Annotated in this window: 15 protein-coding genes; 2 read left to right on the top strand and 13 right to left on the bottom strand. The window is 64.8% G+C overall.

Annotated elements, in window-relative coordinates; all coding sequences use genetic code 11:
• Nucleotides 1-2,434, top strand: a 2,434-nt coding sequence (locus AC2FME_RS14860) for an aminotransferase class III-fold pyridoxal phosphate-dependent enzyme (RefSeq protein ID WP_496800826.1), incomplete at its 5' end; no start/stop codon positions are given.
• Nucleotides 2,435-2,476: 42 nt separating this feature from the next.
• Here AC2FME_RS14860 and AC2FME_RS14855 read toward each other — a convergent pair.
• Both AC2FME_RS14855 and hemP read right to left on the bottom strand, forming a co-directional pair.
• Nucleotides 2,477-2,953: a hypothetical protein gene (locus AC2FME_RS14855; RefSeq protein ID WP_496800825.1), complete on the bottom strand. Its 477-nt coding sequence runs from the start codon at nucleotides 2,951-2,953 to the stop codon at nucleotides 2,477-2,479.
• The gene (gene hemP / locus AC2FME_RS14850) at nucleotides 2,950-3,117 is read right to left on the bottom strand and encodes a hemin uptake protein HemP (RefSeq protein WP_005978533.1); all 168 of its coding nucleotides are present in this window, start codon (nucleotides 3,115-3,117) and stop codon (nucleotides 2,950-2,952) included. Before hemP ends, AC2FME_RS14855 begins: the two co-directional genes overlap by 4 nt.
• 209 nt (nucleotides 3,118-3,326) lie before the next feature.
• On the opposite strand from hemP, the gene gph reads away from it, so the two are divergent.
• A complete protein-coding gene (gph, locus tag AC2FME_RS14845) occupies nucleotides 3,327-3,986 on the top strand; it encodes a phosphoglycolate phosphatase (RefSeq protein ID WP_496800824.1) in 660 nt (219 codons plus the stop codon).
• 230 nt (nucleotides 3,987-4,216) lie between these two features.
• Here gph and AC2FME_RS14840 read toward each other — a convergent pair whose 3' ends face one another.
• From AC2FME_RS14840 to hisD, 11 genes are all read right to left on the bottom strand, one after another.
• Nucleotides 4,217-5,437 (bottom strand): acetate/propionate family kinase, encoded by a 1,221-nt coding sequence (locus AC2FME_RS14840; protein WP_496800823.1) that lies wholly within the window; start codon nucleotides 5,435-5,437, stop codon nucleotides 4,217-4,219.
• On the bottom strand, nucleotides 5,434-6,807 hold the full coding sequence (locus AC2FME_RS14835; protein WP_496800822.1) for a bifunctional enoyl-CoA hydratase/phosphate acetyltransferase: 1,374 nt from the start codon (nucleotides 6,805-6,807) through the stop codon (nucleotides 5,434-5,436). Before AC2FME_RS14835 ends, AC2FME_RS14840 begins: the two co-directional genes overlap by 4 nt.
• 210 nt (nucleotides 6,808-7,017) lie before the next feature.
• On the bottom strand, nucleotides 7,018-7,713 hold the full coding sequence (locus AC2FME_RS14830; protein ID WP_496800821.1) for an RraA family protein: 696 nt from the start codon (nucleotides 7,711-7,713) through the stop codon (nucleotides 7,018-7,020).
• The gene (locus tag AC2FME_RS14825) at nucleotides 7,713-8,405 is read right to left on the bottom strand and encodes an alpha/beta fold hydrolase (protein ID WP_496800820.1); all 693 of its coding nucleotides are present in this window, start codon (nucleotides 8,403-8,405) and stop codon (nucleotides 7,713-7,715) included. The genes AC2FME_RS14830 and AC2FME_RS14825 overlap by 1 nt, the downstream gene beginning before the upstream one ends.
• Nucleotides 8,402-9,526 (bottom strand): cobalamin-independent methionine synthase II family protein, encoded by a 1,125-nt coding sequence (locus AC2FME_RS14820; protein WP_496686725.1) that lies wholly within the window; start codon nucleotides 9,524-9,526, stop codon nucleotides 8,402-8,404. The genes AC2FME_RS14825 and AC2FME_RS14820 overlap by 4 nt, the downstream gene beginning before the upstream one ends.
• A 16-nt stretch (nucleotides 9,527-9,542) precedes the next feature.
• Nucleotides 9,543-10,505 (bottom strand): cupin domain-containing protein, encoded by a 963-nt coding sequence (locus AC2FME_RS14815; protein ID WP_496800819.1) that lies wholly within the window; start codon nucleotides 10,503-10,505, stop codon nucleotides 9,543-9,545.
• A gap of 155 nt (nucleotides 10,506-10,660) precedes the next feature.
• Complete coding sequence (locus AC2FME_RS14810) at nucleotides 10,661-11,650, bottom strand: nuclear transport factor 2 family protein (RefSeq protein ID WP_496800818.1); 990 nt, start codon at nucleotides 11,648-11,650, stop codon at nucleotides 10,661-10,663.
• A complete protein-coding gene (locus AC2FME_RS14805) occupies nucleotides 11,647-12,690 on the bottom strand; it encodes a LacI family DNA-binding transcriptional regulator (protein WP_496679113.1) in 1,044 nt (347 codons plus the stop codon). Before AC2FME_RS14805 ends, AC2FME_RS14810 begins: the two co-directional genes overlap by 4 nt.
• On the bottom strand, nucleotides 12,690-13,454 hold the full coding sequence (locus AC2FME_RS14800; RefSeq protein WP_496686721.1) for an SDR family NAD(P)-dependent oxidoreductase: 765 nt from the start codon (nucleotides 13,452-13,454) through the stop codon (nucleotides 12,690-12,692). Before AC2FME_RS14800 ends, AC2FME_RS14805 begins: the two co-directional genes overlap by 1 nt.
• Complete coding sequence (locus AC2FME_RS14795) at nucleotides 13,454-14,506, bottom strand: ester cyclase (protein WP_496800817.1); 1,053 nt, start codon at nucleotides 14,504-14,506, stop codon at nucleotides 13,454-13,456. Before AC2FME_RS14795 ends, AC2FME_RS14800 begins: the two co-directional genes overlap by 1 nt.
• A complete protein-coding gene (gene hisD, locus AC2FME_RS14790; RefSeq protein ID WP_496800816.1) occupies nucleotides 14,503-15,831 on the bottom strand; it encodes a histidinol dehydrogenase in 1,329 nt (442 codons plus the stop codon). The genes AC2FME_RS14795 and hisD overlap by 4 nt, the downstream gene beginning before the upstream one ends.
• Nucleotide 15,832: the final 1 nt, after the last annotated feature.

Raw genomic sequence — 15,832 nt, 5'->3', positions numbered from 1 at the left:
AGAGCTGTCGGAGCGCCGGCAGGTTTCGGGCCTGATCGATCTGGGCGACATGTGCGCCGCGCCGCGGGTGTGCGAACTGGCGATCGCCGGGGCGTATGTGGTGCTGGATCACCCGCACCCCGAACGGGCACTGGCCGCGCTGGTGCGGGGCTATCACGCCGCAAACCGACTGCGCCCGCAGGAAGTGGACCTGATCTGGCCTCTGCTGCGGATGCGGCTGGCCGTGTCGGTCGTCAATTCCACGCTGATGGCCGCTGAAAACCCGGACGACCCGTATGTGACCATCAGCCAGGCACCGGCCTGGCGGTTCCTGGAGGATGGTTCGGTCAATGGCGAGCTGATGCCGGCGCGGCTGCGCGCGGCCTGCGGGCTGCCCGTCACCGACGGGGCCGAGCGCATTCACGCGTACCTGTCCGAACATCGTGGTCAGTTTGCGCAGCTGTTGGGACAGGATCTGTCGAACGTTCCGATGGGTTCGCTGTCGGTCGAAAACTCGACCTGGCCGCAGAACCCGTTTCACATGCCGCTGGACGAGGCCGCGCGGGTGGGCGCGGAATTCGGCGATGGGTTGTGGCTGGGCTATTACAACGAACCGCGCCTGATCTATGCCGAGCCGACGTTCCGCAAGGGTCCGTGGAAGGCGTCGGACCGGCGCACGGTACATCTGGCGGTGGATGTGTTTGCTCCCGCGGGGACGCCTTTGCTGGCGCCGCTGAGCGGTCGGGTCGAGGCGGTCGAGAACCGGGCGAACCATCTGGACTATGGCGGCGTGGTGATCCTGCATCACGAAACCCCCGAGGGTGACGCGTTCTATACGCTATATGGACATCTGGATCCCGAGGTCTGTGACCGCTTGAAACCCGGCGATCCGGTGGCGCAGGGGGCGGCGTTCGCCCGGCTGGGCGATGCTGGCCAGAACGGCGGCTGGGCGCCGCATGTGCATTTCCAGCTGGCCCTGACCACAGCCGGCATGCAGGCCGACTGGCCCGGTGTCGCTGACCCGGACGAGCTGGACCTGTGGCATGCGGTCTGCCCGAACCCGGCAGCCCTGCTGAACCTGCCAGACGAGAAGGTCTTCTATCGCCCGACCGACAAGGCCGAGATCCTGAACAAACGGCGGGCGCATTTCGGCGGCAACCTGAGCCTGACCTATGACGACCCGGTGATGCTGGTGCGTGGGTGGAAACATCACCTGTTCGACGAATGGGGGCGGCCCTATCTGGATGCCTACAACAACGTGCCGCATGTGGGGCACGCGCATCCGCGCATTCAGGCCGTCGCGGTGGATCAGTTGAAGCGGATGAATTCGAACACCCGCTATCTGCACCCCGCGCAGGTGGAATTTGCCGACAAGCTGCTGTCGAAGCTGCCCGATCACCTGCAGGTGTGCTTCTTCGTCAACTCGGGCACCGAGGCCAACGAGCTGGCCCTGCGCCTTGCCCGGGCGTATAGCGGGGCCAAAGGTATGGTGACGCCCGATCACGGCTATCACGGCAACACCAATGCGGCGGTGGCCATTTCGGCCTACAAGTTCAACAAGCCCGGCGGCGTGGGTCAGGCCGATTGGGTCGAACTGGTCGAGGTGGCCGACGATTATCGCGGCCGGTTCAAACGCGACGACCCCGACCGCGCGCGCAAATATGCCGACCTTGTGGACGACGCGATTGTCGCCCTTCAGCGCAAGGGGCACGGGGTGGCCGGGTTCATCGCCGAGACCTTCCCCTCGGTCGGGGGGCAGATCATCCCGCCCAACGGCTATCTTCCGGCGGTTTACGAAAAAATCCGCGCCGCCGGCGGCGTCTGCATTGCCGACGAGGTGCAGACAGGCCTGGGCCGGTTGGGCGAGTACTACTTCGGCTTCGAGCATCAGGGCGCGTCACCAGATATCGTGGTTCTGGGCAAGCCCATCGGCAACGGCCACCCTCTGGGCGTGCTGGCCACCACGCGCGAGATCGCCGACAGTTTCGACAACGGGATCGAGTTCTTCTCAACCTTCGGCGGCTCGACCCTGTCCTGCCGGATCGGCAAAGAGGTGCTGGACATCGTCGATGACGAGGGCCTGCAGGAGAATGCCCGCGTGATGGGCGCACGGCTGATGGATGGTCTGCGCGCGATCGAGGCCGAGTTCGCTTGCGTAGGCGACGTGCGGGGCATGGGCCTGTTTCTTGGGGTCGAACTGATCAACCCCGACGGCTCGGAAGGCACCGAGATCTGCCGATACGTCAAGAACCGCATGCGGGACCACCGCATCCTGATCGGCAGCGAGGGGCCGAAGGACAACATTCTGAAGATCCGCCCGCCTCTGACCATCGAGGCCGAGGATGTGGACATGATCCTGTGGGCGCTGCGGTCTGTGTTGGCCGAGGTGGGCGACTATGCCCCTGCCCCGGTTTGTAACCACACCCATCACCATGAAGGGTGCGGCTGCTGCTAAGATACGCCCCGGCCGGATTCGGCCAGGCAGTTGACCGCGCTGTCAATGCAGCACGGCCGAGGGGATCTGATGGCCGGTGCTCGGCAGTGGGATGGCGGTGGTCATGCGCCGCAGAGCCAGCCCGAACTGTTCGGACAGCGACGCCAGCGCGGGTGCGAAGTCGGGGCGTACGATCAAGGCCGCCAGCATCATCGCATCCTCGCGCGCCCCTTCCGAGGCCGCGGCGATCATCTGCGCGAAACAGCTTTCGTCCGCGCCCAGACAGGCGCAACCCAGCTCGTGCCGGATCAGGGGACGGCGGCCGTGATGGGCGCACAGGCTGCACAGACGATCCAGCGCCAGCATAGCCAGCTGCCCATGATCGGCGCCGAGCGCGATGTCGAAATCATGCGCCGCGTCGGCACGGCCGGCGGCACCGTCACTCCACATCCGCAGATACATGACGGCGCCAGCCTCGATCGGTGTCAGATCCGCCAGCCGCCCGACCGGGGCGCCGCCCCGGGTGGATGCGCCGCTCATTTCGTCAAGATCAATTTTCCCGCGCGGGTGATGCGCAGGGTGTAAAGTTGGTCGCCCAGCTCGATATGGGCCAGGTTGCCGCCCTGGGTCAGATCCTCGGCCTTGTGGGCCGGCAGCATCGAAACGGCATAGGCTTGGGTCGGATTCGGGTTCTGCGCGTTCATCGGGTCATCTCCGGTTGTGTTCAGGCAAAGCGCCTTTTCCGTTCGGTTTTCATGGATTTGGCTGGCCCGGCGCCGGGTTGGCTATGCGTTTACGCTCTTAATCTGATAAAAATACTAAGGTATGTCAAGAGCCGGTTTTTCAACCGAACCGTTGCGCCCCATCGGCAGGCCCGCTAGGCCGGGGCGGATGACCGACGGAAGGGACAAGGATGACGGCGGCAATCGTGTTTGATCTGGACGGCACGCTGGTGGACAGCCTGGCCGACATCGCGGCGGCGGCAAACCGGATGCTGGCCGATCAGGGCCTTGCGCCCCTGCCCGAAGAAACGATCCGAGGATTCGTCGGCAATGGCCTGCCCAAGCTGGTGGAGCGGGTGATGGTCCATTGCGACATGGACATGAACAGGCACGGAAAACTGACCCAGGCGACCCTGCGCCACTATGCAAACGCGTCCAGCGCACGGACGCGTCCCTATCCGGGGGTGCAAGAGGCGTTGGAAGCCCTACGGCAGGCGGGCATGTCCTTGGGTCTGTGCACCAACAAGCCCGAGGCACCGGCACGACACATTCTGCAGGCGCTGAATCTGGAGCCCTACTTCGACGCGGTGATCGGCGGTGACAGCTTGCCCGTGCGCAAGCCCGACCCCGATCATCTGAACGCCGCATTCGACGCTTTGGGCCAGCATCCGGTCAGAATATTCGTCGGCGACAGCGAGGTTGATGCGGAAACCGCGCAGGGGGCAAACGTGCCGTTTCTGCTGTTTTCCCGCGGCTACCGGAAATCGCCAGTCGCTCGGATCCCGCATCATTCCACGTTTGACGAATTTCTCGACCTGCCCCAACTGATCCAGTCGCAACTCACGGCGTAGTCCGAACAAGCCCAACCCTGGGGCACAATCAGATCGCGATCGTCAAGAATTTCGAGGGGCCGGCCGAGGGGGTAGGTAGCCAGCCCCTCGCGGGGAAAGTGGTAGGCCAAGTTCAACCTTGGTTAATCAGAAACTAGCCCAAGCGCAGCCCCGCCAAAATTGGGGGTTTCCCGTAGTCCCGACATTTTTTTGACGCTCCAAGGAATTTTGGCTGCGTCTGACGCATCGGTTCAGGCCGTCCGGGCCGCCGCTTTGTCCAGAAGTGCCTCGTACATGTGGGGATAGACGAACCGCGCGGCCGCACGGGCGATCACCAATTCTTCGTTGGTGGGAATCACCATGACCTGAACCCGCGACAAGGGCGTCGAGATTATCCGCGCATGCTCGGTATTGGCGTCATGGTCCAGTTCGATTCCCAGCCAGCCCATGTTGACGCAGATGCGTTCACGGACCAGCGCCGAATTTTCGCCGATCCCGCCGGTGAACACCACCGCATCCAGCCCGCCCAGAACGGCTGCCAGGGCGCCCATCTCGCGCCGGGCGCGAAAGTTGAAATAGCTGATGGCGCGGCGCGCGGCCCCGGTATCCGCCTGCTCGAGCGTGCGCATGTCGTTGGACAGGCCGGACAGGCCAAGCAGACCCGACTTGCAATACAGCAACTCGGTGATTTCGTCCGCAGTCATGCCTTTCTGCTGCATCAGATACAGCACAACGCCCGGGTCAAGCTGGCCGCAGCGGGTCCCCATGGGCAGGCCGTCCAGAGCCGTAAAGCCCATGCTGGACCCCACCGAACGCCCATGGATCAAGCCGCACATCGACGCGCCATTGCCCAGATGGGCCACGATCACCCGCCCCCCATGCAAAAGAGGCGCGGTCTTGGCCAGATGGTCCGCGATGTATTCATAGCTGAGCCCGTGGAACCCATAGCGCCGCACGCCCATGTCGTAATATTCGGTCGGTAGTGCAAAGGTATCGTTCACCCACGGATGGTGGCGGTGAAAGGCCGTGTCGAAACAGGCGACCTGAACTGCCTCGGGAAAACGCTCGATCGCGGCGCGCACCCCTTGCAGGTTGTAGGGTTGATGCAGCGGCGCGAAGGGCGCCAGATCTTCCAGCGCGCGCAGGCTGTCTGGTGTCAGCTGAATTGGGCGATCATGCTTTGGTCCGCCATGGACGATACGATGCCCGACGGCCACGATTTCGGCCTTTGGAAACCATTGGGTCAACAGATCCAGAACCCGGTTCATCGCCGCCATGTGATCCGCGATGGGCCCGACCTCGTCGCCTCCGAGGACCCGGCCATCCGATGTCTTGGCTGCGATGGTCGGCTCGGGGCTACCGATGCGCTCGACCGCGCCGGTGCAGATCGCCACCGGGTCATCCTTGTGCAGCGTGAACAGGCTGAATTTCAGAGAAGACGAGCCGGCGTTCAGGGTGACCACATGGCTCATGTGACAACGCCTCTGGTCCGGGCCGCATGCAGGGCGGCGATGGCGCATGATGCCAAACGGGCCTTGTCGTCGTCGGACCTGCTGTTGAGAATGATCGGCACCCGGGCACCCAAAACGACCCCGGCAGCCTTTCCGTTGGCGACATAGGCCAGTTGCTTGGCCAGCATGTTCCCCGCATCCAGATTGGGCACGACCAGGATCTCGGCCTGCCCGGCCACCGGCGACATGATGCCCTTGGTGCGGGCCGCGTCCAGGCTGACGGCGTTGTCCATGGCCAACGGCCCCTCGACCAGACCACCCGTGATCTGCCCGCGGTCCGCCATCTTCGACAGCAGCGCCGCGTCGACCGAGGACGGAATCGCAGGATTCACCGTCTCGACCGCCGAAAGCACGGCCACCTTGGGCGTCGCGAAGCCCAGCGACCTGGCAAGGTCGATTGCGTTCTGGGTGATGTCCACTTTGGTCTCCAGATCCGGCGCGATGTTGATCGCCGCATCGGTGATCAGGATCGGGTGCGGCTGGCCGGGCACATCCATGACGAAGACATGCGTGAAGCGCCTTCCAGCCCGCAAGCCGCGCTCGCGCCGAAGGGCCGCCCGCAACAGATCGTCGGTATGAAGATGACCTTTCATCAGCGCCCGGGCGCGGCCATCCGCCACCAGGTCAACAGCCAGGCTGGCCGCATCGGCATGCGAGGCGGCCTCGACGATCTCGACGCCGTTCAGCGTGACGCCAAGCTCTTGCGCGGCCGCACGGATCTTGGCCGGGTCGCCGACCAGAATGGGATGGATGATCGTTTCGCGCGCCGCCAGCATGGCCCCGCCCAACGAATTGGCGTCCTCGGGGGCGGCAACCGCCGTCGGAATGGGGTCGAGCGGCCGGGATTTCTGCACCAACGCATCGAAGTGACGGTGACGCAGAACGACAACTCCTGGTGTTTCGATCCCGTCGACCGGCACGGGGCGGTCCGGCGCGACCGCCACGACCTGGCCTGACAGGATCAAGGCGCCATCGCTCGGACGGGTCACGGCGACCTCCAGCAGCACCTCGCGGTTCGGGCGCTTTTCGGCCACGGTCGCTCGGGCCAGCAACGCGTCTCCTGCGGCGGCGGGCGTCGCCAGGTCGAAGGTGCAGGATTTCTGAACCGCACCCAAGCCGGGCAAAAGATTGCCCACGACCGCCGAAACCAGCCCGCCGACAAAGGCCGGAGACGCAACCAGCTTGCCGCTTTCGGGCAAGGCGGAATGCAACGCGCCGTGATCGCCGCAGGCCGCGGCAAAAGCCAACAGATCGTCATCGCTGCACACGCGTTCGAGTTCGGCGGTCTCTCCGACCTGGATCTGGTCATAGGGCTTGGTGTCGTATCGCATCTGATGCTCTCTGCTGCGCCGGTCCGGTGTGAAATGCGGTGTAAGCCGCCGTCAACGGCGCCCGCGGTGTTTCCGACCGGACCCTGAGGGAATGCGGTGGAAAAGTCCAACCTTTCCCGATCTACACCGCCCGACGCGCGTCGTCTTCCGGCAAACCGTCAGAATATCGGCAGAACCCGGCGGGCCATGGTCCGCCGCGGGCGGTTGGTTTCAGACCCGCGACTTTTCGAACGCGGCCCACGCCTGCTGAAAGGCTTCGAAATCGAAGCCCGGTTGGCAGGCTGCATCCAGAACGATGCGTTCGGTTTGAATCAAGCGCCCGATGGCGTCCTCCAGCCGGTCGATGACTTCGGCGGGCACGACCACCGCGCCGTGACGATCCGCATGCACCAAGTCGCCGGGCCGGATCGTCAGGCCGAAAATGGAAACCGGCGTGTCGATCTCGCGGACGTGGACAAAGCCATGGCTGGGGCCAATCGATCCCGCAATCACTGGAAAGCCCGCCGGCAAGTCACCCAGATCGCGCATAACGCCGTTGGTCAACGCTCCTGACAGGCCGAACCCTTTGTGGACCGTGGTGTTGATCTCGCCCCAATAGGCGCCGATGCAATCGGGAAAGTCGAGGTCTTCGATCACCGCGACCGCAGGCGACGGGGCCGCTGCCATGTACTCATAATAGGCCATCCGGCGCTGGCGGATGACCTCGGGCGCCTCGGTCGGCGGATGCACCGCGGCGATTTTTGCGGTGCGGGCAAAGCCCACGACCGGCGGCTCGGTCGGGGCCGAACACACCATGGTGCCGCGCGTGAACCCGTCAAAGCCGCGCTTGCCCTGTGCGAACTCGATCGCGTTGCAGACGGTGGGGGTGTCGACCTGGCGCAGCAGGGTCAAAAGGGACGGTGTCATCATTCCTCCAGCCAGCGGCGCAGGGCCGCCGTTGTTTCGTCGGGTTGCTCGAGCGTCGGCAGATGCCCCGCGCCCTCGATCACCGACAGCGTGCCGTTGGGCAGCAGACCGTGCATCAGCTCGTGCCGCTCGACCGGGCATAACCCGTCCTGCCGCCCGCACAGAACCAGCGACGGTCCTACGAAAGACCGCAGCGTCTCGGTCTGAACCGGGCGATCCATCAGGGCGCGGGACTGGCGCAGAAAGACATCCGGGCCAAGATCCATCGCCATGGCCATGCACAGATCGAGAATCGCGCCCTGACGCGGGCCATCGGCCAAATAGTTCGGCTTCATCTCGTCGCGCATCACGCGCCACAGCTCGCCCCGTTCGACCGCCGCCATCTGGGGGATTCGACGGGCCTTGACTTCGGGCCGTTCGGCCAGCGGGTTGGTGTCGAGCAGCGCCAACCGCGCGACCCGGTCCGGCGCCTGACGCAGGACCTCCATCGCGACGATGCCGCCCATGGACAGGCCGGCCAGCGCAAACCGGCCGGGGGCGCAGGCCAGCACATCGGCGGCCAGCGCCTCAACACTGTCATGATCCGTCAGCGGCACGCTGATCAGCGGGGTTGTGCCCGACAGCGCCGCGATCTGCGGGGCGAACAGGCGCGCGTCGCACATCATGCCGGGCAGCAAAACCAGCGGGGTCATTTGACCAGCGCCGCCCCCTCGGCCAGGGCGGCCAGTTTGGCATAGGCGATCTGCGGATCGACGGCCCCGAACCCGGCGAAGGTGCCGAACCCGCAATCGCTGCCGGCGATCACGCGGTCGGCGCCCACGACCTCGGTGAAGCGGCGGATCCGCTGCGCGACCAGTTCGGGGTGTTCGACAAAATTGGTGGTGGTGTCCACGACCCCCGGCACCAGGATCTTGTCGTCGGGGATCTCGGCCCTGCGGTCACGGAACACGGTCCATTCATGGGCGTGGCGCGGGTTCGAGGTTTCGAACAGGACATAGCGTGACCTGGTCGCCATCAGCGTCGAGAACACCTTGTCCATGGCGATGTCGCAGCAATGCGGGCCTTCGTAGTTGCCCCAGCAGATATGCACGCGCACGCGGTCCTGTGGTACGTTCTGCAGGGCGTGGTTTAGCGCTTCGACATGCAGGTTGGCGACCTTGACGAACTCATCATCCGACAGGTCGGTGAACAGCATGTGGCGCGACAGGGCCAGGTCGGGGCAATCGAGCTGCAGATCTAGCCCGGCAGCCACGATGGTTTCGTATTCGTCCTTCATCGCATCGGCCAGCGCGGCCAGATATGCCTCGCGCGTGGGGTAATGCGCGTTCTGCAGGAACAGCGAGATCACGCCCGGCGAGGCTGCGTTCATGAACCCACGCTCGACCCCGTGCTGCGCCATGGCCGATTTCAGGTTGGCGATGTCCTTGTTCAGCTCATCCTGCCCCTTGGACCGCACCTCGCCCGTGCATTGCGGACGGGCGTATTGCGGGGTGCCGCCCTCATCCGCCAGCCGTTGCAGAAAGCTGGGGAACATCTTCAGGTCGGCGGGCGCGTTGCGCGGGCTGTCCCCGGAAAAGCCGGTGTAGCGATCCTTGACATAGGTCGCGTACGAGATCTTGGAGGTCTCGCCGTCGCTGACGATATCTACCCCCGCCTCGACCTGCTTGCGCACCGTTTCGGAAACGGCCCGGGTCATGCAGGCATCGAAGGCGGCGGCATCATAGGGTTCGCCCCGTTCGCGGGCGAAGATGAAATCCACCACCTCCTGCGTGCGGGGCAACGAGCCCACATGGGTTGTCAGTATCCGTGTCATGCGGGCTCTCCTTTCGTTACTGGCCGGTCCAGGTTGCGCCGGCCGGATCATCGGTGGCCACTACGCGATACAGGCTGGCCTCGCCGGTCATCGAAGGCTCGAGCGTATAGGCCTCGCCTGGGTTCAGCAGGCAGGTGTCGCCGGGGTTCAGGATCGCCTCGGCCTGGTCGGTGCACAGCAGCCAGTGGCCGCGCACTGGCATCAGTACGGTGTGCTTCTCGGGCGTGACCTTCCCTGCCCCCAACGAACCACGGGTCAGGAATTCGACCTCGAAACCGGGGCGGTCCTTCAGTAAGGCATCGGGGCCGATCACCCTGGCCGGTGCCTTGGCGGCCAGCGCCATCAGGTCCCAGTAGCGGGCCACATAGTCGCGCACCACGTTCTGCACCGGAACCTCGGGGAAGGCCTTGAGTTGCTCCTCGGTCAACAAAGGCATGGGTTCGACACCGTCGGGCAGGTTTTCGCCCTTCTTGGTGTCGTACAGCACCCCGTTTTCGCCCAGCACCAGACCATGGGCCGAGGCGTCCTGAATGACCTGCGGCGCCCAGGTTACGCCGCCGCCGGCATCGTCGCCCCCCAGGATGGCCATGATCATCCCGTAATCTGTGCCGATATTTTCAAAGCCGCGGAAGATACCGGTGGGAATGTTGAAGATGTCGCCTTCCTCCAGCACGACTTCGCCGGCGTCGCCCCAGCGGCCCCAGAAGAAGCGCCACCGCCCCTTGAGGACAAAGAACACCTCGGCGGTGGTATGGCTGTGCAGCGAGTTGCGGCATTTGGGCGGCTGGCCCGCGGCGCCGATGTTGAAGCCGGGCGTGTCGCGGATGTGGACATGCTGATCGGGGCTTTCCGAGACGCCGCCGCCGATTATGGTGAAATTTTCCTTCTGATCCGAGCCGGGCGTGTGGGCGTCGATGAAGGCGGTTTTGCAGGGCTTTAGTTCGCCATAGCGGACGATACGGGTTTCAAGCTGAGTCATTTTTGGGCTCCTGTGATTGGGTTGAACGATGGGAAGAGACCCCGTTCAACCCGGTGGCCGCAGGTTCAGACGCCGCGCTCGCAGCGAGGCGCGATGGGCATGGAACCGCCGCGCAGCCTGGCTGTGGTTCAGCCGGTATGGCCACGGTCTGAGCATCAGGCCTCGCCCGTCTGCAGCAGGATCTGCTTCCACACGGCGGTTTCATCGAACAGCGTGTATTCGCGGCGCAGCTTGGGCTGGCCGGAAATCAACGCGCCAAATTCGGCATGGCTGATGCCCAGCACATAGACCTGCGCCCCGGTCGGCGCGCCGAACACGCCCCAGCCGTCATGCTTGCCCCACAGGCTCCAGCGGATCGCGGCACGGGGCGGCATGTTGGGATCGTCGCGGCCGATCTGGTGCTCGATGCGGAACTCCGCATTGGGGAAACTGGCGCGCAGCCCCATCCAGAACCGGTCCACCGCATCCCAGCCGTGCCCCGTCAGGCCGCCGACATATTCGGACTGCACCGCGCGGTCGTATTCGGCCCCGATCACGCCCATGTCGGCGCCCATGATCCGGGTCAGGATGTCGGCATAGCGCTGGCCCCACTCGTTGTCGTTGCCACTGCCCGTGTAAGGGCCTGGCTGGTCGGTGTCGGGCGACAGGGGTTTGACGCAGTTCTGCGGCCCGCCCTCGCGCGCGATGAGGTCGGCAGCGTATTCCTTGGGGTCCCAACCCATCTGGCGCACGATCGCGCCCTGATCGCGGATCAGCCATTCATCGTTGATCTGGTTGTCGATCGCGTGGCAGTCGGCCAGAATCCGATAGCGCAGCTTGGTCCCCGTGGCCTTGCCATAGACCCCGTCGCCCAGATGCGTGGCGGTCGAGATGATCCGGTGCGAGCTCAGCATGCCGTCCTCGGGCGTGCCCGACCAGATAACGTCCTCGCCCAGCAGCTGCCGGTCTGGAAACTCGGCCAGGGTCGCCATCGTAGCGCCGATGACGTTCTGGTTGCCCAGCACCACTGAGGCGGGCGACCGCACCACGATGTCGGGGCTGTAATAGTCGTGCAGCGTGGCGATGCCGCGGTCTTCCCAGATCTCCTTGGTGATGCCGATGATATAGTCAGGGAAATCCTTGAACTTGGGATCGAAGCCTTTCATGAGTCAGTCCTTTTGGGGGTCCAACCCTTGGGCAGCCGCGCCGAGGTCCGCACGACGAGAGGTCCGTCGATGGCAACCTTGCGGGGGGCGGCGTCCTTTGGGTTTTCAATGTGATCAAGCAAAGCGGTCACCGTTTCGGCCACCATCAGGTTGGCGCGCTGACGGATCGTGGTCAGGTTGTAGGCCGGCCAGCCAGCGGGCGGCACATCGTCGTAGCCGATGACCGAGACATCCTCGGGGATGCGCAGGCCCAGTTCGAACCGGATTACGTCCATCACCGCCAGCGCCATGTGGTCATTGGCCACGAACACGGCATCCGGGCGCGCCTCGGGCGCCACGTCGAACATGCGGCGGGCGGCTTGCCGGGCGTTTTCGGTGTGGAAATCGCCAGTGTCATGGGCAAACAGGCTTTGGCCGGCGGCGGCCAGCGCGGCGCGGAATCCCGCCTCGCGGTCGCGCTGGGTCGAAGCACCCTGCCAGCCCGCGATGTAGGCGATGCGCTGGTGCCCGCCCGCCAGTAGAAACTCGGCCACCTTGCGGCCGCCGGCATAGTTGTCCGAGGTCACGGTGGTGATGCCCTCGATATCCTGGCTGCGGTTGAACAGCACCACCGGAACGCCCGCCTGCTGGCAGCGGGTGGCGATATCCGACGACATCGGCACCGAGGCCAGAATGACCCCGTCCACCTGATAATCGAGGATCTCTTCCATCACGTCGTCGATGTTTCCGGCCGAGCGCGAGGCCATGAAGATCAGCACGTGATAGCCATGCTCTTGCAGGCGGTTCGACAGTTTCTCCAACGCCTCGGGATAGAAGTAGTTGTCCAGGTAGCCGACCACCAGGCCGATGATCCGGCTTTTGCCCGACACCATCGCCCGGGCCAGCACGTTGGGACGATAGCCCAGTTCGGCCGCCGCCTTGCGCACCTTTTCCTCGGTCTTCTTGCTGACCGAAGCGCCGGGCGTGAACACCCGGCTGACCGCCGACTGGCTGACGCCGGCCAGTTGCGCGACCTGAAGCGATGTGACCTTGTCAGCCATCAGTCCGCCGTCCATCCGCCGTCGATCAGCATCGACGTGCCGGTGACCAGCCCCGAGGCGTCGGACGCAAGATAGAGAACCGCGCCCATGATGTCCTCGACCTCGCCTACGCGGTTCAGCTTGATCTTGTCCATGATCCAGGCCGCGCGTTCGGGGTTGTCGAAGGTCGATTGCGTCAGCGGGGTTCGGATGAAGGTCGGGCAGACCGTGTTGATGCGGACGCCCTGCTTGCCCCATTCGATCGCCATCGCCTTGACCATGCCTTCCAGCCCGTGCTTGGTCGCGCAATACAGCGCCCGGTCGATGCCGCCGACATGGCCCATCTGACTGGAGATATGGATGATCGAACCAGGCCGCCCGGCCGCCATCAGCGCCTTGGCGGCATAGGCCGAAAGGAAATAGGCCGAGCGCAGATTGACACTCGTGACCGCGTCGAAATCCTCGGGCGTGGTTTCGACGGCTGGCCCGTGCCGCGCGGTCCCGGCCGAGTTCACCACCACGTCAAAGGCTTGCGCGGCGAACAGCGCCTGCAACGCGGTCAGGTCGCTCTGATCCAGCACCCGCCCCTCGGCCGACCAGCCCTGCGCCTGCAGGGCGGACACCGCTTCGTTCAGCCGCTCGGCCCCGCGCGCGGCGCAGACCACATGCGCGCCGGCCTCGGCCAGGGCGACAGCGCACCCCAATCCGATGCCCGAAGATGCGCCGGTGACCAACGCAGTCTTGCCGCTCAGCGAGAACGAAGGGGTGCGGGGCAGTTGGGTCATCAGCTCATTCCATCCGGGGTTTCAATGCGGCCCAGGTTCCGGGCCTTGTTGAATTCCCGCAGGCGGGCAAAGACGTCAACGCCAAGCTGCGCATAGGCGTCCAGAAGATCGACCAGAACCCAGTTTTCGCGGATCCGTCCGTTCTCCAGCCGCCAGAAATCGAGGCTGCGCATGGTGATCCGCTTGCCCGAAGGCGCGATGCCCATCCACCCGTCATGGGTGACGGTCTGGATCATGTTGGGCCAGCCCGTCACTGCCGCATAGTCGCCATCGCCGAAGAAATGATAGGTGATGTCGTCGACATATTGCCCGCGATCCGGCATTCCGTTCAGGAACGGGATCTGGTGCCAATTACGGAACCCGGCATAGCCGCGCCCGGTGCCGATGCCCGAAGGCCCGTACCAGTTCATGCGCGGATGCCAGAACCGCTCCATCTCCATCACCTCGGGCCCTCCCTGCGAGGGGTGCTTTTTCAGATGTTCCAGCATGTCGATGATGTGCTGGCAGGTGGCGCGGCCCTTGTCGGCGTCGTAGGGCCCCGGCACCAGACCGTCCTGCGTGGCCGGGCCGGGCACATGCCATTCGCGTCCCAGGCTGGGCGCCATCGGCCATGCGCGGGCCTGCATCATTACCTCGGGGATGTCCCACAGGGCCTGCATTTCGACGATCCGGCCGTTCTCGAACCGGTAGAACTCGTGAAACCGCATGGTCACCTGATGGCCGGTGGGCGGGATGTCCAGCCATGGACCGGTGAAGGTTCCGGTATAGTAGCCGCCGCAGCCGACCCAGTCGGCGCCGAACTCGTCCGGTCCGGCCAGCACGATATAGTCGCGCCGTTCGAGGTCCGGCCAGGCATCCAGCAGGCCCTTGAAGGCCAGATCGTAGAACGCCTCGCTGCCGGTGCTGTCACCGAAAGGATGGCACAGGCGGAACAGAGCGTCAGGCGCGGTCACCTGCGCCAGCGCGTCCCGCACGCCGGCTTCGTCGAAATCATACATCGCCGCCCGAAGCGGCGCGATCAGCGCCTTGTGCTGCGTATGCTTGTCACTCATTCGGCGGCATCCCGGTATGGGGCCGGTGCGCCATACGGCACGTTGATGCCGCCATAGCGGCGCACCCGTACGTTACATTGTTCGGCATGGCCCACGAAGCCTTCCAGCAGACACAGGCGCGAGCCGTACTCGCCGATCAGGGTTGCCGCCTCGTCGGTCAGGATCTTCTGATAGCTGTGGGTCTTCAGGAATTTGCCCACCCACAAACCGCCGGTATAACGCCCGGCCTTCTTGGTCGGCAGAGTGTGGTTGGTACCGATCACCTTGTCACCGTTCGACACGTTGGTACGCGGCCCCAGGAACAGCGCGCCATAGCAGGTCATGTTGTCCAGGAACCAGTCATCGCGGTCGGTCATCACCTGTACATGCTCCGAGGCGATCTCGTCGGCGACCCGCAGCATCTCGTTATAGCTGTCGCACAGGATCACCTCGCCATAATCCTGCCAGCTGACCCGCGCGGTGTCAGCCGTCGGCAGGATGCCCAGCAGGCGGTCGATCTCGGACAGCGTCTCCTCGGCCAGCTTGCGCGAGTTGGTGACCAGAACCGCGGGCGAGTTGTAGCCGTGTTCGGCCTGCCCCAGCAGGTCAGTGGCGCAGATCTCGGCATCGACGGTTTCATCGGCGATCACCATGGTCTCGGTCGGGCCGGCGAACAGGTCGATGCCGACGCGGCCGAACAGCTGGCGCTTGGCCTCGGCCACGAAGGCGTTGCCGGGGCCGACCAGCATGTGCACCGGGTCGATCGTTTCGGTACCCAGCGCCATCGCGCCGATCGCCTGAATACCGCCCATGACATAGATCTCGTGCGCGCCGCCCAGATGCATGGCGGCGATCACCGCCGGATTCGGCTTGCCCTGGAACGGAGGGGTGCAGGCGATGATGCGCGGCACACCCGCAACGCTGGCCGTGGCCACTGACATATGAGCCGAAGCCACCATCGGGAACTTGCCGCCGGGCACATAGCACCCGACCGACTGCACGGGGATGTTCTTGTGGCCCAGGATCACGCCCGGCAGGGTCTCGACCTCGATATCGGTCATCGAGGCGCGTTGCGCGCGGGCAAAGTTCATCACCTGCTCCTGCGCGAACTTGATGTCGGCCAGCTCACGGTCTGACAGCTGAGCGATCAGGTCGTCGATCTCCTGTTGCGACAGGCGGAACGAGGCGGGCGAATAGTTGTCGAACTTCTCGCTCAGCTCGCGTACGGCGGCGTCGCCACGGGTTTCGATATCCTTCAGGGTCGCCTCGACCACTGCGCGGGTCTTGGCGTCATCCTCGGCCCGGTCTGCGTCGGACTTGCCGCGTTTGAGATACTCGATTGCCATT

This window comes from Ruegeria sp. BHSC026, from assembly GCF_059613065.1.
The sequence above is the reverse complement of the archived record's forward strand: the minus strand, read 5'-3'. Positions and strand labels throughout refer to the sequence as shown.